Origin of the sequence: Streptomyces sp. NPDC056628 (genome assembly GCF_042792555.1) — a bacterium.
Classification (GTDB): Bacteria; Actinomycetota; Actinomycetes; order Streptomycetales; family Streptomycetaceae; genus Streptomyces.
This window is the reverse complement of record NZ_JBHTWG010000044.1, coordinates 14,176-38,352: the sequence shown is the minus strand read 5'-3', so window position 1 is coordinate 38,352 and position 24,177 is coordinate 14,176. Positions and strand designations below refer to the sequence as shown.

The following is a 24,177-nucleotide window of genomic DNA, read 5'->3' as shown; positions in this document are numbered from 1 at the left end:
CACCTGTGTGGCCTGTGCGGGGGGTTGGACCCGCGAGAGGCTGTGAGAGTTGTAGCCGAGGGGGACGGGGTTCAGCCCCGCGGTTCGCGGCCACCGGTCCGCGTGGCCAGGGTGCGCTGCCGCGCCTGTTCGACCGCCCGGGTCAGCGCCTCGATGTCGTAGGCGCCCTGGTGGCGCAGGCCGTTGATGAAGAAGGTCGGGGTGCCCGACACTCCGCTCAGGTCCGCCGAGTCCACGTCCTCCGCGATCCGCCGCGCCCCCCGTTCCCGTTCGATGTCGTCGCGGAAGTGCGCCACGTCCAGACCCAGCTCCCGCGCGTAGTTCAGCAGGTCCCGTCCGGTGAGCGCGTCCTGATGCGTCAGCAGCAGATCGTGCATCTCCCAGAACTTGCCCTGCCGCGCGGCTGCCTCCGCGGCCTCCGCCGCCAGCTCGGCGTCGGGGTGCACGTCCGGCAGCGGCAGATGCCGCCACACGTAGCGGACGTCGGAGTCGGCGCCCAGCAGCTCGCGCACCACCTGCTCGGCCTGACCGCAGTAGGGGCACTCGTAGTCGCCGTACTCCACCACGGTCACGGCCGCGTCCGCAGGCCCGCGCACCCGGTCGTGCTGGGGGTCGACGGGCACCGCCAGATCCACCTGCGTCTCGGACGTGCCCAGCAGCGCACGCGCCCGGAGGTCCTCCGGCAGCAGTGCGATCGCCCCGGCGACCAGCCAGGTCAGCGCGAAGGCCACCAGCAGGGAGGTGAGGATGCCGATCCGGGCCTGCTCCAGCTCCTCGCCCTCGAACGCGATGGCCGCGATCAGCAGGGAGACGGTGAAGGCGGCCCCGGCGACGGCCCCGCCCACGGTGACCGAACCCCAGCCCACGTTGGGGCGCAGACGTCCGGCCGTCAGCAGCCGCGCGCCCGCCATGGAGCCGACGATCCCGATCAGTTTGCCCGCCGCGCAGCCCACCACGATGCCCAGGGTGACCGGCGAGGTGAACGCGTCGGCGAGCTTGGCGCCACTGAGTTCGATGCCCGCGTTGGCCAGGGCGAACAGCGGCACGATGCCGTAGCTCACCCAGGGCAGGAACTTCTGTTCCAGCCGCTCGTTGGGGGAGATCGCGGCGGCGAGCCCCTTCACGGCGTCGCGCTGCAGCTCCGGCGTGGGCTGCTCGCGGAAGGAACGGAACAGCCGGCTCGCCCGCTCCAGGTCGCTGCGCGGCGCCGGGTAGGCGACCACCAGGGCTCCCACGGCCAGCCCGGTGACCACGGGATCGACGCCCGCCTCGTACAGGGCGATCCAGACGAGCAGGGACAGCAGGGCGCAGTAGCTGCCTTTGCGGATGCCCGCCAGGCGCAGCACCTCGATGGCCAGCAGACCGCCGAACGCCACCAGCAGCGCGGGCACGTGGATGCCCTTGCTGTAGAAGACGGCGATCACCACCAGGGCGACCAGATCGTCCACCACGGAGATCGACAGCATGAAGGCGCGCAGTGCGGCCGGCAGCCGGCGGCCGAACACCGCGAGGATGCCCAGGGCGAAGGCCGTGTCCGTCGACATCGCCGTGCCCCAGCCGTGCACCGTGTCATGGCCGGCGTTGATCGCTACGTAGATCGCCGCGGGCACGACCATGCTGCCGAGCCCGGCCACCACGCAGAGCAGCACCCAGCGCCGGTCCCGCAGGTCGCCCATGTCGAACTCGCGGCGCGCCTCCAGGCCGACGACGAAGAAGAACAGGCTCATCAGCCCGGCGTTGATCCACTCGTGCAGGGGGAGCGCGAGGTGGTAGGTGTCGAATCCGATGGTGAAGGTCGCCCCCCACACCGCCTCGTAGGAGTGCGCGTCCACGTTGGCCCACAGCAGGGCCACCACGACGGCCGCGAGCAGCAGGGCGGCGCTGCCCGTCTCGGTCTGCACGAACGTCCGCCAGCGCGCCGGGGTCTGGCTGGACATCGTCTCGCTGGCATCACTGGACTCGTAGCCGCTCACCGGCCGATTATCGCCGCCGGACCGCCCGGGTACGGGGACGGCTTGCCCCGGTCCCGTGCGGCCCGGCGACGCTCACCCGGACGGCCGTCGCGGCCGGCGGTCAGGGCTGGGCGGTGAGCCGGAAGCTCTGGGCGGCCGAACCGTCGCACGGCCGCTGCACCAGCTGCACACCGTTCGCCGCTCCGCCGGACGTGCTCAGGCACTTGCCGCTGTGCCGGGCGGTGAAGTGGTAGGCGCCGTCCCCTTCGCGTACCGGCAGCCACTGCTGGTTGCCGCCTCCGCCGTACGCCCACAGCTGGACAGGCGCGTTGTCGGCGGTGGAGACGCCGGTGACGTCGACGACCTGGTTCGGGTTGCCGCGGATCGCGATGCGCGCGTGTCCGCCGTCGGTGGGCCGGAACTGGAACTGCTGGGCGAGGGTCCCGTTGCAGGTGTACTGCTGGACGGGCGTGCCGTTGGCCGTGGCGGCCGCCCGGGCGTCGACGCACGTCCCGGAGGCCTTGTCGCTCAGGCTGTACCACGCCGTCGGCGAGATGGGATCGGTGGGCGCCGGGCCGTCGGCGGCCCGGGCGAGCCACTTCAGGCCGTCGAGGAGGAAGCGGTTCTGGGTGGCGCTGGCGAACGTCGACGACAGGCGGGTGTCGGTGTCGTAGTTCATCGCGTTGTGCCCGAAGTTCGCGTACAGCATCCGGTACTGGGTGTTGGTCCACAGGATCGGGTAGTAGCCGCTGTACCAGGACTGGTTCGGGTCGGTGCCCAGCGGGAAGCTGCTGGGGTCGACGGAGGCCAGGATCTTGATGTCCGGGTTGGCGCGCAGATCGTTGGACCAGCTGTACCACTCACTGACGGCCGAGGTGAACGTGGCGGGCAGACCGGTGGTCGCGGGATGCGTGCGGTCCTCGGTGCGCAGCACCGCCGTGGTGGGTCCCCAGGTGTTCGACCTGAAGTTCCCGCTGCCGAGGAAGGAGTTGTAGAACCACGGCCAGGAGCCCGCGTCCGTGGTGAACGCCGAGACGTGGAAGCCCATCCAGCCCCCGCCGCCGCGCACGTACCGTTCGAACCCGGAGCGCTGGGCCGCCGTCTGCGGCGCGTCGTCGAGGAACAGGACGACCTGGTACTCGTTCACCCCGCCGTTCGCGAGCAGGTTCCAGTCGGTGGTCGCCCGGTAGGTGAAGCCGTTCTCGGCCCCCGCCTGCGGGAACCACTGGTTGGCCTCCTTGACGAAGTCGATGTGCGCGGCGTCCCAGGTGCCGTTGTAGAAGGCGATGACCTTGAAGGGGGCCGCCTGCGGGGCGGCGGACGCGGCGCCCGCCGGGGCGGTGAGCCCCCAGACGAGGGCCGGCAGGGCCAGCAGGCGGGCGGCGAGGTGCCGCCAGGGGACGGTACGGCGACGTCGGGGCCGGGCCGGCCGGGTGGGTCGGGGCATGTCTGCTCCTCCTGCCGCCGGGGCGGCGCGAGTCGGGGAGTGGGGGAGAGGAGGGGTGGGCCGCACGGTCAGCCGGTGTACTGGGCGAGGACGCGGGTGAACTCCCAGGGCTGCTGGGCCACCCCGGAGCAGCTGTCCGCGCCGCCGCCGGTGCACGGCCGGTCCCGGTTGACGGACCAGAACGTCAGCCGCGCCAGGTGCCGTTGCTGTGCGTAGGCGAGGATCGTCCGGAAGTCGGCGACGGTCACCGTCTCGTCGTTGTCCGTGATGCCGTTCATGGAGGAGATGCCGGTGTGCCGGTACGCCTGGTCGTCGCTGTAGCCGTACGCGTTCTTCACAGCTGTCTTGAGGCCCTCGGCCGCGCGGACGGTGAGCTGCCCCATGTTTTGGCCGGCGCCGCCGAAGTTGAACGGCATGATGGTCCAGCTGTCCACGGTCAGCCCGGACGCGGCGGCCTTGCCGATCAGGCTGCCGTCGGGCCCGTTCTGGCCGGTGCCGAAGGTGACGTACACCTTGATGCCGGGGTTGTTCGCCTTGACGGTCTTCAGGGCGTCGACCGTGCGCTGCTGCACGGTCGGGCTGTCGTAGGCGGCCGCCTCGATGTCGATGTCGATGGCCTTGAGCCGGTAGGCGTCGATGACCTTCTGGTAGGCGGCGGCGAGTTCGCCCGCGCTGGCGCAGGAGCTCTCCAACTTGTTGCCGCTCCAGCCGCCGAAGGACGGGATGACGTCGCCGCCGGCGCCGCGCACCGCGTTGATCGTCTGCTGGTCGACGCCGCCCGTCAGCGGACGGCCGCCGTCCCACTGCGGGTTGCAGTAGCCGTTGCTGAGGACGAACGCGAGGGTGAACCACTTGACGCCGGTCGCGTTCATCACGGTGGTGGGGTTCGGCGGGTCGCCCCAGCCGTTGTAGAGGTACGGGGCGACGGCCATCGTGCCCGGCCCGGGTGCCGGGGTGTCGGCTCCGGGAGCGGTCCACTTCTGCTGTGCGGCGCCGGTGCAGCTCCAGATCTGCACCGGGGTCCCGTTGGCGGAGCTCGCGCCTTTCGCGTCGAGGCACTTGTTCGCCTGCGGATTGACGATGTCGCGGGCGGTGGTCACGTTCCAGCGCTGGGCGGCGCTGCCGTTGCAGTCCCACAGCTGGACCCGGGTGCCGTCGGCCGTGCCGGCGGACGCGACGTCCAGGCACTTGCCGAGCGCGCGGATGGTGCCGTCGGAACCGACGTTCCACTGCTGGGCGGCGGTGCCGTTGCAGTCGTAGAGCTGTACGGCGGTGCCGTTGGCGGTGGCCGCTCCGGCCACGTCCAGACACTTGCCGCCGAGGCCGGTGATCTGCCCGGTGGCCTGGGCGGCGGCGTGCGCGGGGAGGGAGGTGAGCGGGGCGAGCAGGAGGGCGGCGAGGGCCGTGCCGACCGCGCCGCGCCTCGCGGGCCTGGGGAGGGGGGAAGGAGAGGCCATTCGGTGTCCTGTTCTGTCGTCGGCGGTCGGAGCGCCTCACGGCTCGTCCACGACCGCGTCGGGAGGGCAGGCGAGCGCGCTCAGGCGCGAGCATGCTCATGACAGCCAGGAAGTGGGGGCTGTGAAGTCGTCGACCGCTGAACGAGGGTGGGGGAAAACAGGGTTACTTCACACCGTGAATTTAAGGAGCCACGGAAAACCCCTGTCAAGACATCGGACCGGGTTTGGTCCAGTCCAATGTGCAGAGGTGCTCCGGGGCGTCCGGGAGGGGTTCGTCCGAGGTGTCCCCAAGAGTCCTCGCCGGCTCACCCCTCCGAACCGGCGGCGACCGCGGGTGCGTCGACGTCGGCGGTGAACGCGCGCAGGATGCGGGTCAGGTCGGCCGGAGCGGCCGCGAGCCGGACCAGCCGGCCCTCGTCGTCCAGTTCGGCGATGTCCCAGTTGCTCGGCACGGTGTCGCCGTCGCCGCCGCGCGGCCGCCGCACGGTCCTGAGGGCAAGCCGCTCCACCGGGATCGGCCGCGCCGCGAACCGGCCCGGACCCGAGTGGGGGAGCACGGCGGGCGCCCCGTCCCCGAGGACGATGTGGGTGCCGAAGCCGTGCGGGTTGTACTCGGTGGACTCCAGGAACCGGGCGGGCAGGAAGACGTCCTCGTCAACTGCGTCCCCCGGCGCCGCGAGATCCGACCCGGGTGCGTGGAGGCGCGTCGCGCGCCAGGCCCGGACGAACAGGGCGAGCGTGGCCGCCGATCCGATGCCCGCCCACGCGACGCCTCCCGCAGAGCCCGGCACCAGGGCCGGATGCGCGTAGCAGTACGGTAGCGACCACACGGCCGTACCGACGAGGGCACCGGCGAACGGGAGCGGCGACGGCAGGACTTCGTCGGCGGGCCGACGGCGCGCGCGCAGGCGCAGCACGACGAGAGCGCCCGGGTAGCCGGCGGCGAGCGCGCAGAGCGCGGCCATCACGGAGACCTCTCCGGCGGCGGGGAAGTGCTCGCGCCACACGTGGTGTTCACCTACGACTTCCCGCACCTGCCCACGCCAGACGGTCAGTTCGACGCGGTCACCCGCCCGGAAGCCGCCGGCCCCCTCCTTCGACACCGGGACCCGGTCCACCGGCCGCGCGTCGGCGAAGTACACCCAGCTCCGGCCCTTCCCCTGAGCCACCTCGGTGCGCGTGACCACGGCCGGCAGGGTCGTGAGGCAGTCCTCGTCGCGCCCCGCGGTCTCCGCGGCGCACGGGACGGCCGACGTCCACGCCGACTTCTCCGCCGCCACCACCGGGACGAACCACGCGGCCGACGCGGCACCCGCGAGGAACAGGACGCACAGGAAGCCAGGGAGCCCGATGCCGCGCCCGGCCGTGCCCTTGGAGATCACGGCGAGATGGTCCGACTCCGGTGTGCCGTGCTGCCGGTGCAGCGCGCGCAGCGCCTCCACGGTCGCGTCGAAGGCGGGCCGGTCCTCGGCGGACGCGCTCGTCGGCAGCGGGAGACGCCAGGTGCGTCCGCCGCGGGTGACGACGTGGACGCGGTAGATCTCGCCGTGACGCACGTACCGCACCCGCACCCGCACATCGGCGACGTCCGCCCAGGGCTCGCTGCGGCGGTGCAGCAACGTCCGGTACGACAGCCCGCTCGCGTCGGCGTGCACCCGGACGACGAGACCGTACGCTCCCGCGACACCGAGCGACGCGAGCACGCATCCTGCGAGGACCCACCCGTCGGGGACCACACCCGCACCCGCCACGCGGGCCACGGCGAGGACCAGCCCGGCCGCGCCGAGCCCGACGAAGAACCAGGGGAGCCGCCTCGACCGGGTACGGCACGTCACTTCAGGCACGCTGCTCATGCGCCGCAGCGTGCCACCGCCCGGCCCACACCCGCTTGTCCGGCCCACGGCAGCGTTGGGGTCGGCGATGTTGCCGGGTCGGTACGCCTGCGCGGTGGGCGGCGGATCAGGTCGGTCGGGCCGAGCTTCATGACGCGAACACAATGGGCCTGGCCGGGCGTCACGGTGCTTCGGTGCCCAGACTGGTCCGCGGAATTCGACGACCGGTGACAGCGTCGATGAACACATCGCTGCTCTCGATGCCGATCATCCACACAGGGCGCCACCCTCGGTCAGTGACGTGTTGCGCGAGCAGCACCGCACCTTGCGTCGTCCGCCCTGAGTACTGGTGAGCCAGTCGCGCGGCCTCGCCCTCAGTGACAACGACCTTGGGCAGGTCCGGGTCCTTCACGGCACGGGCACTGAAGTTCATGATGCGGCCGGCCGAGGTCACCGTCATGCTCAGCCGCATGGGCATCATCACTCCCGCCGTGTACCTGCGATAGCTCAACATGTAGACAGCGGTCTCGCCCGCTCCGCTCATGCGGACCTTCCGTTCCGCGCCGCGGACCTCCTCCGGGAACCAGCGCTCGGCGAAACGAGTGCCGACGGCTGCGGCCTGGCCCATGCTCAGTGATCCCGCTTCCGCCCGATTGTCCTTGAAGGCCGCTTGGACCAGCTTCTTCTCGGGCCACCAACCGGAGATGTCACCGAGATCGGTCGATGCCGTCACGAGATAGCGCCCGTCTCGCGTCTCGCTCACGACTTCCCGGACGGGGGTCTTCGCTCCGAACACATCCGTGGCCGCTTCCGTGATCCAGGCGTCGGAACCCTCCAGCGCACGCGCTTGCGTCTTGACGCCGTCGCGTTCCGACAGTGGAACATACGATTCCACGGAGGTCTGGAACACGCCGGTCAAGACCATGGCCCCCACCGCTGCAAGCCCTCCACCCCAGAGGACGTCACTCTTCCCCCATCGTGCTTCCTGCCCGCGGGACCGCAACAAGACAACTCCACCTGCCGCCCCGATCAGTGCTCCCGTCGCGTTGGCGACGAGGTCGGTGGAACTGCATGCGCGCCCCATCGTCCCTTCCGACTGGATCAGTTCGATGAGGCCGCTGGAGAGGACCGCCACTGCGACGACCGTCAAGGGACGCCGGAAGACGAGCATGGCGAAGAAGGGTGCGGGGGCAAACAGGGCGACATTCAGCAGCGCGCTTGAGGAGAGGAACAACTGAGGGAACGGCGAGCTTACGTCGCAGATGGCTCCTTGGCCGACGGGCCCGCCGTCGGTCGGCAGGAGTGTCACGGCGCAGACGCCTGCAACGCTGACGGCACACAGCAAGCGTATGGTGACTGGCTTTTGCCGTACTCGAGCGAGCAGCCCCACAGGCAGCGCCAAGATCAGTGCGAGCACTCCGAATGAGAGAAGCAGGCCAGGAATGGCTTCGATGGACGCGTCGATCAAGTGAGCGACCCTTTCACGGCAGGACAGAGCACGGGCAGGGGAGGGCCCCGCTCAGCGTGCCCCTCCCCGACGAGATCACGACGAATCAGCAGAAGCTGACGTGCGGCGTGTAGTACTGACCCGTGGACGCAACCATCAGGCCCACCGCATCGCAGTCCGGGGCGTAGCGGGCTATGGACTTGGCTCCGAAGGAGTGCGAAATCGTCTGACCTGCCGACGCCGACTTCTGCGGGCTTGAGAAGGCAGCCTGTTCCGTGGACATCTTCAAAGTGGCGGTCACCTTACTGCCACCGGTTTTCTTGTACTTCGTAGCACCGTAGAAGACGCTCGAGTTGCCAGAGACGACTGAGCCGTTCTGGGCCTCGAAGTACAGGGTGCCGTTGCTCAACGTGGTGCTGGTAGTTCCCCCGGTGCCGGCGAAGGCGGCGGCGCCGCCTCCAAGTGCCAGCGACACGGACACGGCAGCGGTGGTCAAGACGCGGCCGATAACCATGGCAAGGTCCTCTCATTGCAGAGCTGCCGCCTGTGGCGGCAGCTTTCGATCAATATCAGCACGTTCTTGATCTTGATAGACTACCGTCCGGTAACTTGTGATGATCCTGTGACCAATGATGTACCGCTGATGTCAACGGGACTGGCACGTAGCGGAGTTGAAGTCCGCAGGCTGACCGGCACGGGCTCGACCGCGGCGTCTGCGGGCCGCACTGCCCTGTGAGTGCACGACTTCGCCTCGGCCCGCCCCGCGCGTCCACCGGCGTCCAGTTCGCAGCCTGTACGCAGACGCCGGCCGGGCCCGCCTCGTCGAGGTGCGGCGCAGCCCCGCCGTCGCGCGCGCCTCCCGGCCGACCTCGCGACGAGGAGGCCGAGAAGCCGCGCGGTCTGCTCGCCCATGTCGCCCGGACCGCACGGTGGGAGCCGGTGGCACCGGACGAGATGAGGTGCCGAGCCCCGCCCGACCGGGAGTCCGGCCTGATCGATGGGATGCTCCCTATAGGGCCGGTCGACCCATGCGGGCTCCGGCCGTGCGTGCGACGTTGGATACAGCACCATCGCGCACCACCGCGAGGAAGGGCGACGGCCATGCGAGCGCACGTCGGAGATCAACTCGTCATCGAGAGCCCGTCCACCGGCGCCGCGCGGCGCGACGGCGAGATCGTCGGACTGCACCACGAGGACGGGACGCCCCCGTACGACGTGCGCTGGTCGGACACGGACGAGGTGACCCTCGTCTTCCCCGGCCCCGACGCGCACGTCCACCACCCCTACCCCGAAGCGTCGGACGCCCCCGCCGGCCCGGAGCCCACCGTGAGCGAGCCCGCTGCCGCGCCACGGGAGAGGACCCCCAACCCCGGCGACATGGGCCGGCGTCTGGTCGCCGAGCGCCGCCGGCACGGGCTCAGCCGTGAGGAGACGGCCGCACGGGCCCGTATGTCCCCGGACTACCTGGCCTACCTGGAGGAACACCCGGCCGACCCGACCGCGGCCACTCTCACCCGCCTCGCCGACGTCCTCGGCACCACGGCGACCGCACTGCGCGGCGGAGGCATGGACCTGCCGCCCGGCCAGGGCCACGCCCTGCTCCATCCCGGGGTGCGCGAGCTGGACCCGGACGAGTGCCGCACCCTGCTGTCCACGCACGGAGTGGGGCGTGTCGGGGCGACGGAGTCCGACGGCCGCCCGGCGATCGTCCCGGTCAACTACGAGATCGTCGACGACATGATCGCCTTCCGGACGGAACCGGCCTCCGTCGCGGCCGCGGCCGTCGGGAAGGAGGTCGCCTTCGAGGTGGACCACGTGGACGAGACCATGAGCCAGGGCTGGAGCGTGCTGGCGGTGGGACCCGCGAGCGCGGTCACGGACCCGGACACCGCCCGCCGGCTCACCGAGCGCGCCCACTCCGCGCCCTGGGTGGGCGGGGAACGCGCGTTGTGGGTCATGCTCCGGCCCGCACGGCTCACAGGCCGCCGTATCACCCCCGCCGACCGGCAGGACGCCGGCGCCCGCTGAGGCACCGGCCCCGCCCCGGCGGCGTCGCGCTCCCACGTCCGTCTCCGGCGCTCGGTCGCGGGGGCGCCCGCGCGGTGCGGCGGTGAAGGCAGAGGTCCCTGTGAGCAGCCGACCGCCGTACGGGCCTGGCGGACGCCCGCCCACGGGGGCGCGGGGCGCCGGGAGGAGCCCGGCCGCGACGGTGCCGAGTCGGCGGCGGCCGACCCGGACGACGCACTGCGCGAGGCCCTCCGGGAGAACCCCGGCGTGGAGGTCCACCGCCGCGCCGTCCAGGGTCCGCCCCACCGCGTCCTCACGGAGGAGTCGGCGGACGCCGACCTGATCGTCGTGGACGCCGTGCGCGGACACGGCCACCCCGGCCCGCAGCTGGGCCGCACCGCCCCACGCCCTGCCGCACCTTTCACGCTGCCCCGTCGCCGTCATTCCCGAGGCGGTCCGAGACACCCCCTGCGAGCCGCGTGCTGTGCCTGACGCTCCGTCATGTCAGCTTTTGGGCGCGGCATGTCCACCCTCGGCAGGCCCAACGGGCCGACCCGATAGGGCCGTTCAGTCCCTCGGATGCCCCCTTCGGCACCGCGCCACGTCATGTCTCCACCGCGACAGTGGAGGACGTCAACGGCGCATCCGTCCCGAGGGGGATGAAGATCATGGCAGTGCACGATCCGTCACACCGGCACCTCGGTTTCCGCTTCCCGGCCGCACGCGTGGCCGCCACCGCCGAGGAGGCGGCCGGCACCACGGCCGCGAGCGCGTACGTCCTCGCCGGACTGCGGCTGCTGACCGGCTTCGTCTTCCTGTGGGCCTTCCTCGACAAGACCTTCGGCCTCGGCTACGCCACCCCGTCCGGCAAGGGCTGGACCGACGGGGGCTCGCCGACACGCGGCTTCCTCGGTTCGGTCGCCGTCGGCCCGCTGGAGTCGGCCTTCCACTCCTGGGCCGGTGACGCCTGGGCGGACTGGCTGTTCATGCTCGGGCTCCTCGGCGTCGGTACGGCCCTCGTCCTGGGCGTCGCACTGCGGCCCGCCGCCGTCGCGGGCGCCGTGATGATGGCCCTGATGTGGATGGCCGAGTGGCCTCCCGCCCGGCACCTGTCCGACGGGTCGCCGAGCATGTCGACCAATCCCTTCGCCGACTACCACGTGGTGTACGCCGTGGTCCTGATCGCGCTCGCCGCCGCGGGGTCCGGCGCCGTCTGGGGGCTCGGCGACGCCTGGGCCCGGCTGCCGTTCGTCGGCCGTCACCGCTGGCTGCGCTGAGCGGAGGGGGCCGTTGGGCCGGTCGGCCCCGGCCGGGGGACCAGCGGCCCCTGCCCCCGCGGCCCCGCACGGCCGACGCTGGGATCAGAGATCCGATCAGGAGGCAGCATCATGGTCCGCACCGTTGTCGCAGGTCTGGACGGTTCGCCCGAGAGCCGGTCCGCGACCGAGTGGGCGGCCCGCGAGGCGCGGCTGCGCGGACTGCCGTTGAAGATCGTCCATGTCTGGGAGCCCGTCCCCGAGCCCATGGCCCAGGCCCCGCTCCTCGGTGCCGAGACGCAGCAGCACTGGACCGAGCGGGTTCCGCGCGAGGCCGCCGACGCGATCCGGCTGCGCCACCCCGGTATGGAGCTGGCCGTCGAGCAACGCACGGGCGACGCCGCCGGCACCCTGCTGGACGCGGCGGAGAACGCCGAACTGCTGGTGCTCGGCTCGCGCGGGCTGAGCGGGCTCGGCGGGTTCATGGTCGGTTCCGTCGGACTCGCGGTGGTCGCCCGCGCGGAACATCCCGTCGTCCTCGTCCGGGCCGGTGAACACACCGCCGACGAGCACGAGCCGGACGCGGAGGGCCTGCCGTCGACGGAGACCGTCTACCGGCCCGTCGTCCTCGGGCTCGACGCGGCGAGCCCCGACGGGACGCTGATCCAGTTCGCGTTCGAGGAGGCCGCCCGCCGCGGGACCCGCCTGCGCGTCCTCCACGGCTGGAACCTCCCGCCGTACTACGTCTACGGCCTGTCCGTCGACATCGAGCTGCACGACGAGGTCGTCCGGCAGCAGGCCGTCCTGCTCGCCGATGTCCTCGAACCCTGGCGTCAGAAGTTCCCCGACGTCGAGGTGATCGAGGAAGTCCCCGCCGGCAGCCCCGGAGCACGGCTCGTTGACGTCTCCCGTGAGGCGTCCCTCGTGGTCGTCGGCCGCCGCATCCGCCGCCGCCCGTTCGGCGCGCACATCGGCCCGGTGACCCACGCCGTCCTCCACCACGCCGTGGCACCGGTCGCCGTGGTCCCGCACCACTGACGGACGGACACGGACCGGAACCCGCCGGCCGCTCCCCGACCCGGGACGCGGCGAACTCGAACAGCAGGGGGAGCGATGAAGGACGACACACTCGGCCGGTCCGCCACCCACGCCCTCCTGGCGGACGGCACCACCGTGTGCGTCCGCCCGGTACGGCCGGCCGACCACGAACGGATCCGCGCCCTGTACGACGCCATGTCCCCGGAGAACCTGCGCCTGAGGTTCTTCACCGCCGCCCCGGGCTCCGCCGGGACCGCCGCCGACCGGGCCTGCGGCGCACCCCGCCCCGGACACCTGGCCCTGCTGGCCGAGACCGGGGGACAGCTCGTCGGCCTCGCCGAGTACGACGCGCCGGATGCCCCGGACGCGGACACCGCCGAGGTCTCCCTCGCGGTCGCCGACCACCTGCACCACCGGGGCATCGGCACCCTCCTCGTCGAACACCTCGTCTCCGCCGCCCGCGCCGCCGGCATCACCACGTTCACCGCCGAGGCGCTCAGCGAGAACCACGAGGTGCTGCGGCTCTTCGCCCGCCTCGGCCTGCGCACCGCCCGCCACTTCGACGGCCCCGAAGTGCGCTGCACCATCGCCCTCGACCAGAGCGACACCTACCTGACCGCCGTGGAGGAACGCGCCCGCACCGCCGACGTCGTCAGCCTCGACCCCCTGCTGCGTCCTCGGACCGTCGCCGTGATCGGCGCCGGGCGCAGGCCGGGCTCGGCCGGCCGGGCGATCCTGCACCAGCTGCGCTCCGGCGGCCGCGCGGGCCGCCTGTTCGCCGTGCACCCCGCCGTCCGCTCGATCCTCGGCGTCCCCTGCCACCCCACCGTCGACGCGCTGCCCGCGACACCCGACCTCGCGGTGCTCGCCGTCCCCGCCGCCGAGGTCCCCGCGGCCGCCGAGGAGTGCGGCAAGGCAGGCGTACGGGCGCTCGTCGTCGTCACGGGCGGGCTGGACGCCGGGCAGGGCCGCGACCTGCTGGACACCTGCCGGTCCCACGGGATGCGGCTGGTCGGCCCCAACTGCCTCGGCCTCGCGAACACCGACCCCGGACAGCGTCTGTACGCCACGTGCGCCGCGCGCCCCCCGAGCCCCGGCACGGCCGGTGTCGCCGTGCAGTCCGGCGGGGTGGGCATCGCCCTGCTCGACGGGCTGTCCCGGCTCGGCATCGGCGTCTCCTCCTTCGCCTCCCTGGGCGACAAGTACGACGTCAGCGGCAACGACATGCTCCAGTGGTGGGAGAGCGACGGCCGCACCGACCTCGCCCTGCTGCACCTGGAGTCCTTCGGCAGCCCCCGCGCCTTCTCCCGCACCGCCCGGCGCGTGACCCGCCGGATGCCGGTCCTGACCGTCGACGCCGGCCGCACCGAGGCCGGCCGGCGCGCCGCCGCCTCCCACACCGCGGCCGCCGCCACCCGCACCATGACGCGGGCCGCCCTGTTCACGCAGGCCGGCGTCACGGCGACCCACTCCTGCGGCGAACTCCTCGAAGCCGCCGCCCTGCTGCACTCCCAGCCCCTGCCGGCCGGACCGCGCGTCGCGATCGTCACCAACGCGGGCGGCGCCGGCGTCCTCACCGCCGACGCCTGCGCGGAATCCGGACTCCAGCTCCCCGAACCCACCCCGGACCTGGCGGCCGGCCTTCTCGCCGCCCTGCCCGCCGGGGCCGTCGCCGGCAACCCCGTCGACACCGGCGCCGCCGTCACCGAGGACCAGCTCACCACCTGCGTGGACCGGCTGGTGCGCCACCGTGCCGTGGACGCGGTCGTCGTCGCCCTCGTCCCCACGGCGCTCGCCGCCGCCACCGGGGACGACCCCGTGCGGGCCCTCACCCGGTCCGGACGGCGGTCCAAGCCCGTCGTCGCCGTCCGCCTCGAACAGGCCCTGCCCGTCGAACTGCTGCCCGCCGCCGACGGCGCCACCGTCCCGTCCTACGCCGAACCCCAGGCGGCCGCCCGCGCCCTGGCCCACGCCGCCCGTCGCGCCGCCTGGCTCGCCCGCCCCGTCGGCACGGTCCCCGACCTCGACGGCGTCGAGACCGGCCGGGCCCGTACCGTCGCCGACGCCTTCCTCACCCGCCACCCGGACGGCGGCCTGCTGCACCCGCGCGAGTGCGCCGAACTCCTCGGCTGCTACGGCATACCGCAGGCGCCCTGGGCCTGGGCCGAGACCGAGGACGACGCCGTGCTCGCCGCCGAGCGGCTGCGCGGCTTCGACGGGCGCGTCGTGATGAAGGGGTATTGGCCCGGCCTGGTGCACAAGAGCGCCGCACACGCCGTCCATCTCGACCTGCGCGGCGACTCCCAGGTCCGGGCCGCCTTCCGCGACCTGGAGACTCGCTTCGCCGGGCTGCTGGAGGGCGTCCTCGTCCAGCCGCTCGCCGACCGCGGCACCGAACTCTTCGCCGGGGTCGTGCGGGACGAGGTCTTCGGCCCGCTCGTCCTGTTCGGGCTCGGCGGCACCGCCACCGACGTCCTCGCCGACCACGCGGCCCGCCTCGCCCCGCTCACCGACCACGACGTGCACGACCTGATCACGTCGCCCCGCTGCGCGCCGCTCCTCCTCGGGGCGGACGGCGCCCGGCCCGTCGACCTCCCCGCGCTCGAACAACTGCTGCTGCGCCTGTCCCGGATGGCGGCCGACCTGCCGCAGCTGGCCGAGACCGATCTCAACCCCGTGCTCGCGACACCGGGCGGCGTCACCGTGCTCGACGCACGGGTGCGCCTGGTGCCCCACGGGCCCCACGATCCGTATCTGCGCCGACTCCGCTGAGGAGGCCCCCCATGAAGCACGACAAGGTCGGCTCGGTCATGACGACGGACGTCGTCCGCGCCGAGTACGGCACCCCGTTCAAGGAGGTGGCCCGGCTGCTCGGCGGACACCGCATCAGCGGCCTCCCGGTCGTGGACGACGACGAGATGGTCCTCGGCGTCCTCTCCGAGACCGACCTGATGGCCCGCCAGGCCGCCACGCCGGGCCCGCCCGGCACCGGGAGCCGGTTCGGCCTCGACCGGCTGACCCGCGCCGGACGCCGGCGCGCCGCGAAGGCCGGGGCCCGCACCGCCGGGCAGCTGATGACCGAACCCCCGGTCACCGTGTACGCCGAGGACACCATCGTCGAGGCGGCCAGGACCATGGCACGGCACCGTGTGGAACGGCTGCCCGTCCTGGACGAGGAGGACCGCCTCGTCGGCATCGTCACCCGCCGGGACCTGCTCCAGGTCTTCCTGCGGCCGGACGCGGACATCCGCGCCGAGGTCGTCGACGAGGTGCTGGTGCGTGCCCTGTGGCTGCCGCCGGGCAGCATCACGGTCGCCGTCGTGGAGGGCGTGGTCATGCTGGCCGGCCATATGGAGCGCAGGAGCGAGACGGAGATCGCATTGTCGATGACCCGTCAGATCGATGGCGTGGTGGGCGTCGTGAACAAGCTGTCCTACCGGCTGGACGACGCGCACACCCGCCCCGAGGAACCGTCACCGTACGGCGTCGCCGACCACGGGTGGCGCCGGCCGTGACCCGAGAGGACGAAGGAGGGCCGAGTGCCATGATCGCCAAAGTGCTCGTCGCCTACGGGACGACGAACGGGTCGACGGCGCGGATCGCCGAGACCGTCGCCGAGGTGCTGGGCAAGGAGGGCCTCACCGCCGAGGCGCTGCCAGCCCGCACCGTCGGGAGTGTGCGGGGCTACGACGCCGTCGTGGTCGGCGGCGGGCTGTACGCCGGACGCTGGCACAAGGACGCCCGCCGGTTCGTCCGGCGGCACCGCGAGGACCTGGCCGCCCGTCCGGTGTGGCTGTTCAGCAGCGGCCCGCTGGACCCGTCGGCCTCCGAGCGCGACATCCCGCCGGTGCCGGGGGTGCTACGGGCCATGGCCCGGCTGGACGCCCAGGGGCACATCACCTTCGGAGGCTGCCTGCAGGAGGGTGCCCGGGGCCGCGTCGCCCGGATGATCCTGAGCAGCGGGAAGGGAGGCGACTTCCGCGACTTCGACAGGATCGAGGACTGGGCCCGCTCGGTCGCAGCGGACCTCACGGCCGACGTGCGGGCGGAACGGCTGTGAGCGTCAGGCGGTGTCCGCGTCGTACGTCGCGCGGTGGGCAGAACACGCACGACCTGCCCACCGCCACGGCGACGAGCTGATCGGCGAACTCGCCCACGAGGGCATCGTCCGCGTGCCGTTCCTCCCCCTCGGTGGCTTCAGCCCGCCGCAGGCCTCCGCGCTCACGGCCGTGGCCGCCCGGCTGGACGCGACCCCGATGTCCGTCGTCCTCGCCCGGCTGCTGCGGCGGTCGCCGGACATCCTGCTGATCGCCGGCACCTCGTCGGTGGCGCTTCTGCGCGAGAACATGGCGGGAACGGGTCTCACGCCCTCGACGCGGACATCCCGGCCGCGTTCTGGACCGCGCTGCGCGCGGAGGGCCTGATCGCCGAGACCGCTCCCGTGCCGGGTGCCTGACCCCTGGCATCCGTTTCGACGACCGGAGTACGACCATGACCACGAGCACGACCGCGACCATCGACCTCCCCGTGCCGGGCGCCACCGTCTGGCAGCTGATCGGCGGCTTCGGCGCCCTGCCGGACTGGCTGCCGTACATCCCCGTCTGCGAGCTCAAGGAGGGCGGCCGCGTCCGCGTCCTGCGGAACGAGGAGGGCGGCGTCATCGTCGAACGCCTGGTGCGGTTCGACGACGACGCGCGCAGCTACACCTACTCGATCGTGGACGCGCCCTTCCCCGTGACCGGATACCGCTCCACCCTCACCGTGCACGACGTGGACGGCAACGGATCACGCGTCGAGTGGTCCGGGACCTTCACCCCGGCCGGGGTGAGCGAGGAGGAGGCGGCCGCCCTGTTCCAGGGCATCTACCGCGACGGCCTGGCGGCGCTGCGGCAGACGCTCGGCGCGTGAGGGGAGCGCCGGAGCCTCAGCCGCGGAACTCCGGCTGCCGCTCCGGCGAGGCCGCCGCCAGCGCTTCCTGGATCTCCTTGACCCCGCCCCGCAGGCCGTAGACGGGGGTGCCGGGCTGCTGGCGCCAGGAGTCGTCCAGACCGCCGGCGTCGATGGCGTCGAAGCCCAGCTCCTCGACCAGCGCCAGCACCTTGCGCTTGGCCGCCTCGTCGTCGCCCGCCACCGGCAGCGCCCTCCGGTCGGGGGCGCCCTCGGGCCGGGCGCCGTCGAGGACGTCCTGGGCGTAGATGCCGTTGAACGCCTTGATCACCGGGTGCCCGAGGTGACGCTCCGTCCAGCGGCTCTCCGTCAGACCCTCGTCCTCGATCCCGGCGATCCGCCCGTCACGCTGCGGGTAGTAGTTGCCGGTGTCGATGACCGCCACGCCGTCGGCCGCCCCGTCCAGCAGACCGGAGGGCAGCTGCGGGACCGCCTTGAGCGGGACGGTGACGACGACGATGTCGGCGTCCCGAGCCGCCTCCGCCGCGGGCACCGGAGTGGCCCCGGTCTCGTCGGCGAGGTCCGTCAAGGTCTCGGGGCCACGGGAGTTGGCGACCGAGACGTCGTGCCCGAGCGCGGTGAGGCGACGTGTGAGGTTGCCGCCGATGTTGCCGGCGCCGATGATGCCGATCTTCATGACATGCCTTCCGTCACAATAAAGTCCTGACCACGGCACCAACCTGCCTTCCCGGAGGCCTATTCCGGCACTTCGGGGGGCGGGGGCCGTCGCTCGCCTGTGAGCACCTGCGGGCGACCGGTTCCGGCCACGGACCGAGCCGCCACCCGCTCGACGGTGCGCCGCCGAGGGGCATGCCGCACCTCGAAACGCCGCCCGAGCCGGGCTTTCACCCGTCCGGACGCGCTCCGGTTTCTGACGGCCGAGCGCTCCGGCAACATCCCGGGGGGCCCCGACGCATCTGGTCGGCGCGCCCCACATCCACGGGACCCGGTGCGCGATCAGATCGAACTCGTCGAGCACACCGCCCCCGACGCGTGAAGCGCCGGGCGGTTCTCGTCCGCCCGGCGCTCCCCACCTGTCATCGCTCAGCGAGCGGCCAGCAGCTCCAGCGTGTCGATCACCCGGTGGGAGAAGCCCCACTCGTTGTCGTACCAGGCGACCACCTTGATGTGGCGGCCGTCGACGCGGGTCAGGGCCGAGTCGAAGATCGAGGAGGCGGGGTTGCCCGTGATGTCGGAGGACACCAGCGGGTCCTCGGAGTACTCCAGGACACCGGCGAGCGGGCCCTCGGCCGCGGCGCGGTAGGCGGCGAGCACGTCCTCACGGGTCACGTCCCGCGCGACCGTCGTGTTCAGCTCGACGATCGAACCCACCGGCACCGGCACCCGGATCGAGTCGCCGGACAGCTTGCCGTCGAGGTCCGGCAGGACCAGGCCGATCGCCTTGGCGGCGCCGGTCGTCGTCGGGACGATGTTGACGCCGGCGGCGCGGGCGCGCCGGGCGTCGCGGTGCGGACCGTCCTGGAGGTTCTGCTCCTGGGTGTAGGCGTGCACCGTCGTCATGAAGCCGTGCTCGATCCCGGCGAGCTCGTGCAGCACCTTGGCCAGCGGCGCGAGCGCGTTCGTGGTGCACGAGGCGTTCGAGACGATGGTGTGCAGGTCCGGGTCGTAGGAGTCGGAGTTGACGCCGTAGGCGAGGGTGACGTCGGCGCCGTCCGACGGCGCGCTCACCAGCACCTTGCGGGCCCCGGCGTCCAGGTGCGCGCGGGCGGCCTTCGCCGAGGTGAACCGGCCGGTGGCCTCCAGCACGATGTCCACGCCCAGCTCGGCCCACGGCAGCTGCGCCGGCTCACGCTCGGCCAGGACCTTGATCCGCCGCCCGTCGACCACGAGGGTGTCCCCGTCGACCGTCACCGGACGCCCGAGCCGGCCGGCCGTGCTGTCGAACGCCAGCAGCCGGGCGAGCGTCGCGGGCTCCGTCAGGTCGTTGACGGCGACGATCTCGAGGGCGCTGTCGCGCTCCAGCAGGGCGCGCAGCACGTTGCGTCCGATGCGGCCGAAACCGTTGATGGCGATGCGAGTCATGAATGGTGTCCCTTCCTGTTGCCACCAACAGGCTCGCGCGCGCCGCCCCCGCCGGACAGTGGCGGGACCGCCACGGTTCGCAAGGATCCCGCCAGTGGGGGCGGTGACGTTTCACTCGCCCCGCGTGAACGTGCGGCGGTAGTCGCTCGGCGTCGTGCCGAGGATGCGCTGGAAGTGCAGGCGCAGGTTCGCGCCGGTGCCCAGTCCGACGTCGGCGGCGATCTGCTCGACCCCGCGCTGCGAACGTTCCAGCAGCTCACGGGCGAGATCGATACGGGCCCGCATCACCCACTGCATGGGCGTGTAGCCCGTCTCCTCCACGAAACGCCGCGAGAACGTGCGTGCCGACACCCCTGCCTGCCGTGCCAGGACGTCGAGGGTCAACGGCTCGCCGAGCCGGTGCAGCGCCCACTCCCGGGTGGCGCCGAACCGCTCGCCGAGCGGCTCGGGCACACTGCGCGGGACGTACTGGGCCTGCCCGCCGCTGCGGTACGGGGCGGCGACCAGCCGGCGGGCCGCGTGGTTGGAGGCGGCCACCCCGAGGTCGCCGCGCAGGATGTGCAGGCACAGGTCGATACCGGAGGCGGCACCGGCCGAGGTCAGTACGCTGCCCTCGTCGACGAACAGGACGTTCTCGTCGACCTGGATCTGCGGATGCCGGGCGGCGAGGGCCCGGGTGTAGTGCCAGTGCGTGGTGGCGCGGCGGCCGTCGAGCAGGCCGGTGGCGGCGAGCGTGAAGGCGCCGGTCGAGATGGCGGCGAGCCGCGCGCCCCGGGCGTGCGCCTCGATGAGGGCGTCGACGACCGGCCGCGGCGGGTCGTCGCGGTCCGGATGGCGGTACCCGGGCACGAAGACGATGTCCGCCCAGGCGAGCGCGTCGAGGCCGTGGGCGACCGCGTAGGACAGGCCGTCCCCGCCGGTCACGGGACCGGGTGTCGCCCCGCACACCCGTACCTCGTACGGCATGCTCGCCCGGGTCGTGAAGACCTGGGCGGGGATGCCGACGTCGAGCGGTTTGGCGCCCTCGCTGACGAGGACGGCGACACGGTGCAGACGGGGGAGTGACACGGGGACGAGGATACGGAGGCCCCGGACCTGGGCGGTCTCCCCGCGGGCTCGGACGTCCGTCACTCTGTGTGGCCACTGTCCGGCCCGCTGCCGTGGGCGAAGCGCAGCCGCGTGTTATTGAATGAGATGTGCGGCCAGAGATCTCGGGATCCCGTCACCCTGGTTCCGGTACGGCCCCGGCGCGGTGCCGTGGCCGGCGAGCGAGCTGAGAGAACCGCATGGACTCCACGCCTCCCCCGTCGTCTGCGTCACCGTACGACATGGTCAGCGGTGCGCTGGGGGAGTACATCCCGCGCGGGGACGAGGAGGAGCCCGGGTCCGGAGCGCCGCGCGGCGAGAACGGGCAGCGCGAGCGGCCCCGGCGGGGGGCGGGCCGGCCGGAGCAGATACTCGGCGCCGTCAACCTGGACCGGGACCTGAGGATCACCGACTCCAACCTGGAAGCCCCCGTCTTCGAGGGGATCGACGCGGCCCCCGGGAGCTCCTTCGTCGATCTCCTGCCGCCCTGGGACGTCCCCACGGTGACCCGCAGGCTGCGGCAGGTCCTCGACACCGGGGAGCCGCATGTCGCCCGGGTGCAGCGGCTGCGCCGCCGCGACGGCTCGGAACTGGTCGTCTCCATGAGCATCCTGGCCGCCGCCCCGCCCCAGGAGGGCCTGACGGTCTCCCTGATCGCCATGGCGAGGCGGTTGCACCTGTACGCCGCCGAGACCGCGATCGGCACCTCGCTGGACATCGGCGAGACCGCGCAGTCGCTGGCGGAGTCGCTGCTGGCCTGGGGCGACGTGGCCGCCATCGACCTCGACTTCGCCGTATGGACCGGCGAGGTGGTCACCGGCCACCCGCAGGGACGCATCCGGCTGCGCCGCGCCGCCCTCGTCCCGGACCGGGCATGGCCCGACGGCTACGTCACGCCCGGCGACGACCTTCCCGGCGACGCGAGCCGCCTGCTGGCCCACGCGATCCGGCGGGACGACCCCGCGCAGGCCGTCGTCCTGCCCGACCGGGCGGCCATCGAGCGGGTGCTCGGCAGTCCGCGCCTCGCCCGGACCCTCGTCCCCGGCGACCAGGCGGCCTGTGTGGCGTGCGTACCCCTGGTACTGGACGACGAGCCGCCCGTCGTCCTGGGCGTCGCGGAGGTCTGGCGGCGCGCGGACCGGCCCTTCGAGGACAGCGAGCTGTTCGACCTGCAGGAACTGGTGGCCCGCACCGCCCACCACGTCGACCTGGCCCGTCAGCACCAGCGCGAGCACACCCAGGTCCTGGCCCTGCAGCGCCGCCTGCTGCCCCGGTCCGCGGGCGACACCATCGAGACCGCCAGCGTCTACCAGCCCGCCACCCCGGACAGCGCCGGCGTCGGCGGGGACTGGGTCAACAGCTTCCCGCTGCCCGACGGCCGCACCGCGATGGTCGTCGGGGACGTCGTCGGGCACGGCCTGGGAGCGGCGGCGACCATGGGCCAGCTCAGCATGGAGGCCCGCGCGCTGCTGTCCGCGGGGCTCGCGCCCGGCGAGGTGCTGGAGCACCTGGACGAGACGGTGTCGCTGCTGGACGACGCGGAGTCCGGCCTCGCGGCCGGCTACAGCGCCCTGGGCTCGACCTGCTGCATCGCCGTGTACGACCCCGTCAGTCACCGGGTGGAGCTGGCCAGCGCCGGGCACCTGCCCCCGGTCCTGGTGCCCCCGGACGGGACCGCGGGACCGGTCGCGGTACGCCCGCACCCCGGGCTGGGCGCCGAGTTCGCGCTGCGCGAGCCGTTCGACGTGTACTCGTTCGCCGCGCCCCCCGGCTCGATGCTCGCGCTCTACACCGACGGACTGGTGGAGGACCCCGCGACGTCGATCGACGAGGGCATCGGCCGGCTGTCCGACGCGGTGTCCGCCGTGCACCCCTGGGACGGCCTGGAGCAGGCGGCGCGGCGGGTCGTCGCCTCGCTGGCGCCCTCGCACCGGCGCGACGACGTCACCCTGTTGCTCGCCCGCATGATCGGCTACCGCAAGGAGGACACGGCGACCTGGCGGCTGCCCGCCCGGGGCGACGCGCCGGCCCGGGCGCGGGCGCTGGTCACCGGGCTGCTGGAGCGGTGGGGTACCCGGCAGGACACCCGGGACAGCGTGCTGCTGGTGGTCGGCGAACTGGTCGCCAACGCGGTCCGCTTCGCCCGCGGGCCCCTCACGGTACGGCTGATCAGGACCGGTCACGGGCAGTTGCTGTGCGAGGTGGGGGACACCGGCAACGGCAGGCCGCGGCTGGGCCGCATGGACCTCCTCGGGGACGGCGGCCGCGGCCTGCACGTCGTGCACGGGCTCACCACCCGGTGGGGCGTGCGCTGGACGGACGACGGCAAGGTGGTCTGGGCGTCGGTCGGGCGGTGAGGCGGGGAGGGTCTAGAGCCATTCGCCTTCCAGCGCGGTGGCCGTGAGACCGGGCGCCGCCGCGTACAGGACCGCGTGGCTGCCCGCCGCCTGCCCGGCGTCGTGCGCCCGGCGCATGATGTCGAACACGGCGGCGCCTCCGCGGTTGCCGGACGTGTAGCTGTCCCGGCTGTACTTCAGCAGCCCCGACGGCCACGCCTCGGGCATCGTCTGCTCCATGTACTCCAGCACCCGCGTCCCGCCGGGGTGTGCGAGCAGCACGTCGGGGTGCCAGGCCTCGGGGTGCTCGCCGTACCGCTCCTGGAGCCACTGCCACATGGCGGTCACCGTCTCCTGAACGGCGCGCGGGCCGCGCCGGTCCATCACGAAGTGGGTGCCGTCCGCGCGGGTGTCCAGCCGGTGCAGGTCCTGGGTGCCGGGCAGGGTGTGGTTCCAGGCGGAGTCCAGCCGCAGGACCGACTCGGGCCTCGGGCGGCCGGTGACGACGGCGGCGACCGCGGTGTCCGCGAACAGCAGCCGGACGATCAGCGACTCCAGGGTGTCGTCCGCGGGCTGGTAGGTGGTGCTCAGCGCCTCCGAGATCACGACGAGGACCACCCGGTCGGGGTCGGCGGCCACGAGGTCCGCGGCCAGGGCCAGCGAGCGGGTCCCGGCGATGCAGGCCCACTGGGTGGCGGGGAGCAGCAGCACGTCCTGGCGCAGCGGGAGCCGGTTGGCGAGGGAGACGTCGAGACCCGGCAGGGCCGGGGTGGTGGAGTTGCTGGTGATCACGCAGTCGACGTCGGAGGCGTCGAGCCCGGCGATCTGGAGGGCGCCGCGCGCCGCGCGCTCGCCGTAGGCCTGCACGGCCTCCCAGGCGGGCGCGGTGCGCTCCTGGACGGTCTGCGGCGCGGGTATGGCCTCGAGGGCGGCGATCACCCGGTCCGCGTCCTGCTCGGTGAACCCGTCGCGGGCCAGTGCGGCACGTGCCGCGCCGGCACCGGCGGCCGGGAGACCGTTTCCCCGGCCGGGGGCTACGGCGGACTGGAGCGGAAGCATCCAGCCGCGGGCCTCGATCCCCGTGCCGGCGGCGATGCTCTCGGCGCGCGGGGCCCAGGCCGCGTCGGGATGCCGGTCGTGGACCTCGGCCACGATCTCGCTGGTCTTCACGGTGTGTTCGCCGTGGATCACGGCCGGGGGGCACAGGAACGCGGGCATGATGGCACCTCTCTGAGGGGAGCGGGGGCGTACGTGTCTGCGGTGGGCGCGGGGCGTCCTTCACCAGCGCTGTGGTGTGGGTCACTCAGGTGGGCGTATCCAAATCGACGC

Annotated in this window: 18 protein-coding genes and 1 pseudogene; 9 read left to right on the top strand and 10 right to left on the bottom strand. The window is 73.0% G+C overall.

What is annotated here, in order from left to right; all coding sequences use genetic code 11:
- Positions 1 to 71: 71 nt before the first annotated feature.
- The 6 genes from ACFRAC_RS32700 to ACFRAC_RS32675 form a co-directional block, all read right to left on the bottom strand.
- Positions 72 to 1,937 (bottom strand): Na+/H+ antiporter NhaA, encoded by a 1,866-nt coding sequence (locus ACFRAC_RS32700; RefSeq protein WP_382937215.1) that lies wholly within the window; start codon positions 1,935 to 1,937, stop codon positions 72 to 74.
- 136 nt (positions 1,938 to 2,073) lie between these two features.
- Complete coding sequence (locus ACFRAC_RS32695) at positions 2,074 to 3,399, bottom strand: ThuA domain-containing protein (protein WP_382937169.1); 1,326 nt, start codon at positions 3,397 to 3,399, stop codon at positions 2,074 to 2,076.
- 68 nt (positions 3,400 to 3,467) lie between these two features.
- On the bottom strand, positions 3,468 to 4,856 hold the full coding sequence (locus ACFRAC_RS32690; RefSeq protein ID WP_382937165.1) for a lectin: 1,389 nt from the start codon (positions 4,854 to 4,856) through the stop codon (positions 3,468 to 3,470).
- A 305-nt stretch (positions 4,857 to 5,161) separates the two neighbouring features.
- Positions 5,162 to 6,709: a PH domain-containing protein gene (locus ACFRAC_RS32685; RefSeq protein WP_382937163.1), complete on the bottom strand. Its 1,548-nt coding sequence runs from the start codon at positions 6,707 to 6,709 to the stop codon at positions 5,162 to 5,164.
- Between the two features lie 160 nt (positions 6,710 to 6,869).
- Complete coding sequence (locus ACFRAC_RS32680) at positions 6,870 to 8,156, bottom strand: VanZ family protein (RefSeq protein ID WP_382937159.1); 1,287 nt, start codon at positions 8,154 to 8,156, stop codon at positions 6,870 to 6,872.
- An 85-nt stretch (positions 8,157 to 8,241) separates the two neighbouring features.
- Positions 8,242 to 8,649: a hypothetical protein gene (locus ACFRAC_RS32675; RefSeq protein ID WP_382937156.1), complete on the bottom strand. Its 408-nt coding sequence runs from the start codon at positions 8,647 to 8,649 to the stop codon at positions 8,242 to 8,244.
- 587 nt (positions 8,650 to 9,236) lie between these two features.
- Between ACFRAC_RS32675 and ACFRAC_RS32670 the strand changes: the two genes are divergently transcribed.
- From ACFRAC_RS32670 to ACFRAC_RS32635, 8 genes and pseudogenes are all read left to right on the top strand, one after another.
- A complete protein-coding gene (locus tag ACFRAC_RS32670) occupies positions 9,237 to 10,163 on the top strand; it encodes a DUF1918 domain-containing protein (RefSeq protein ID WP_382937154.1) in 927 nt (308 codons plus the stop codon).
- A gap of 647 nt (positions 10,164 to 10,810) precedes the next feature.
- Entirely contained in the window at positions 10,811 to 11,419 is a 609-nt protein-coding gene (locus tag ACFRAC_RS32665) for a hypothetical protein (RefSeq protein ID WP_382937150.1), read from the top strand.
- A 111-nt stretch (positions 11,420 to 11,530) separates the two neighbouring features.
- On the top strand, positions 11,531 to 12,436 hold the full coding sequence (locus ACFRAC_RS32660) for a universal stress protein (protein WP_382937148.1): 906 nt from the start codon (positions 11,531 to 11,533) through the stop codon (positions 12,434 to 12,436).
- A gap of 75 nt (positions 12,437 to 12,511) precedes the next feature.
- Positions 12,512 to 15,208 carry a GNAT family N-acetyltransferase gene (locus tag ACFRAC_RS32655; protein ID WP_382937145.1) on the top strand — a complete coding sequence of 899 codons (2,697 nt, stop codon included), beginning with the start codon at positions 12,512 to 12,514 and terminating at the stop codon, positions 15,206 to 15,208.
- Between the two features lie 11 nt (positions 15,209 to 15,219).
- Positions 15,220 to 15,951, top strand: coding sequence for a CBS domain-containing protein (locus tag ACFRAC_RS32650; RefSeq protein ID WP_382937140.1), 732 nt, complete (start codon positions 15,220 to 15,222; stop codon positions 15,949 to 15,951).
- A gap of 29 nt (positions 15,952 to 15,980) precedes the next feature.
- Positions 15,981 to 16,496, top strand: a complete 516-nt coding sequence (locus ACFRAC_RS32645; protein ID WP_382937135.1) for a flavodoxin domain-containing protein — start codon at positions 15,981 to 15,983, stop codon at positions 16,494 to 16,496.
- A 55-nt stretch (positions 16,497 to 16,551) separates the two neighbouring features.
- Positions 16,552 to 16,860 (top strand): annotated as a pseudogene (locus ACFRAC_RS32640) (oxidoreductase); the annotation flags it as partial.
- A gap of 67 nt (positions 16,861 to 16,927) precedes the next feature.
- Positions 16,928 to 17,344: an SRPBCC family protein gene (locus tag ACFRAC_RS32635; RefSeq protein WP_382937133.1), complete on the top strand. Its 417-nt coding sequence runs from the start codon at positions 16,928 to 16,930 to the stop codon at positions 17,342 to 17,344.
- A gap of 16 nt (positions 17,345 to 17,360) precedes the next feature.
- On the opposite strand, the gene ACFRAC_RS32630 is transcribed toward ACFRAC_RS32635, so the two are convergent.
- From ACFRAC_RS32630 to ACFRAC_RS32620, 3 genes are all read right to left on the bottom strand, one after another.
- Positions 17,361 to 18,020 carry an NADPH-dependent F420 reductase gene (locus tag ACFRAC_RS32630; protein ID WP_382937130.1) on the bottom strand — a complete coding sequence of 220 codons (660 nt, stop codon included), beginning with the start codon at positions 18,018 to 18,020 and terminating at the stop codon, positions 17,361 to 17,363.
- Between the two features lie 407 nt (positions 18,021 to 18,427).
- Positions 18,428 to 19,426 carry a type I glyceraldehyde-3-phosphate dehydrogenase gene (gene gap, locus ACFRAC_RS32625; protein WP_086867355.1) on the bottom strand — a complete coding sequence of 333 codons (999 nt, stop codon included), beginning with the start codon at positions 19,424 to 19,426 and terminating at the stop codon, positions 18,428 to 18,430.
- Positions 19,427 to 19,537: 111 nt separating this feature from the next.
- Positions 19,538 to 20,494, bottom strand: a complete 957-nt coding sequence (locus tag ACFRAC_RS32620; RefSeq protein ID WP_382937118.1) for a GlxA family transcriptional regulator — start codon at positions 20,492 to 20,494, stop codon at positions 19,538 to 19,540.
- A gap of 218 nt (positions 20,495 to 20,712) precedes the next feature.
- Here ACFRAC_RS32620 and ACFRAC_RS32615 point away from each other — a divergent pair, with 218 nt between their 5' ends.
- Positions 20,713 to 22,869 (top strand): SpoIIE family protein phosphatase, encoded by a 2,157-nt coding sequence (locus ACFRAC_RS32615; RefSeq protein ID WP_382937114.1) that lies wholly within the window; start codon positions 20,713 to 20,715, stop codon positions 22,867 to 22,869.
- 12 nt (positions 22,870 to 22,881) lie between these two features.
- Here the strand turns inward: ACFRAC_RS32615 and ACFRAC_RS32610 are convergent, their stop codons facing one another.
- Positions 22,882 to 24,066: a type III polyketide synthase gene (locus ACFRAC_RS32610; RefSeq protein WP_382937111.1), complete on the bottom strand. Its 1,185-nt coding sequence runs from the start codon at positions 24,064 to 24,066 to the stop codon at positions 22,882 to 22,884.
- Positions 24,067 to 24,177 lie beyond the last annotated feature (111 nt).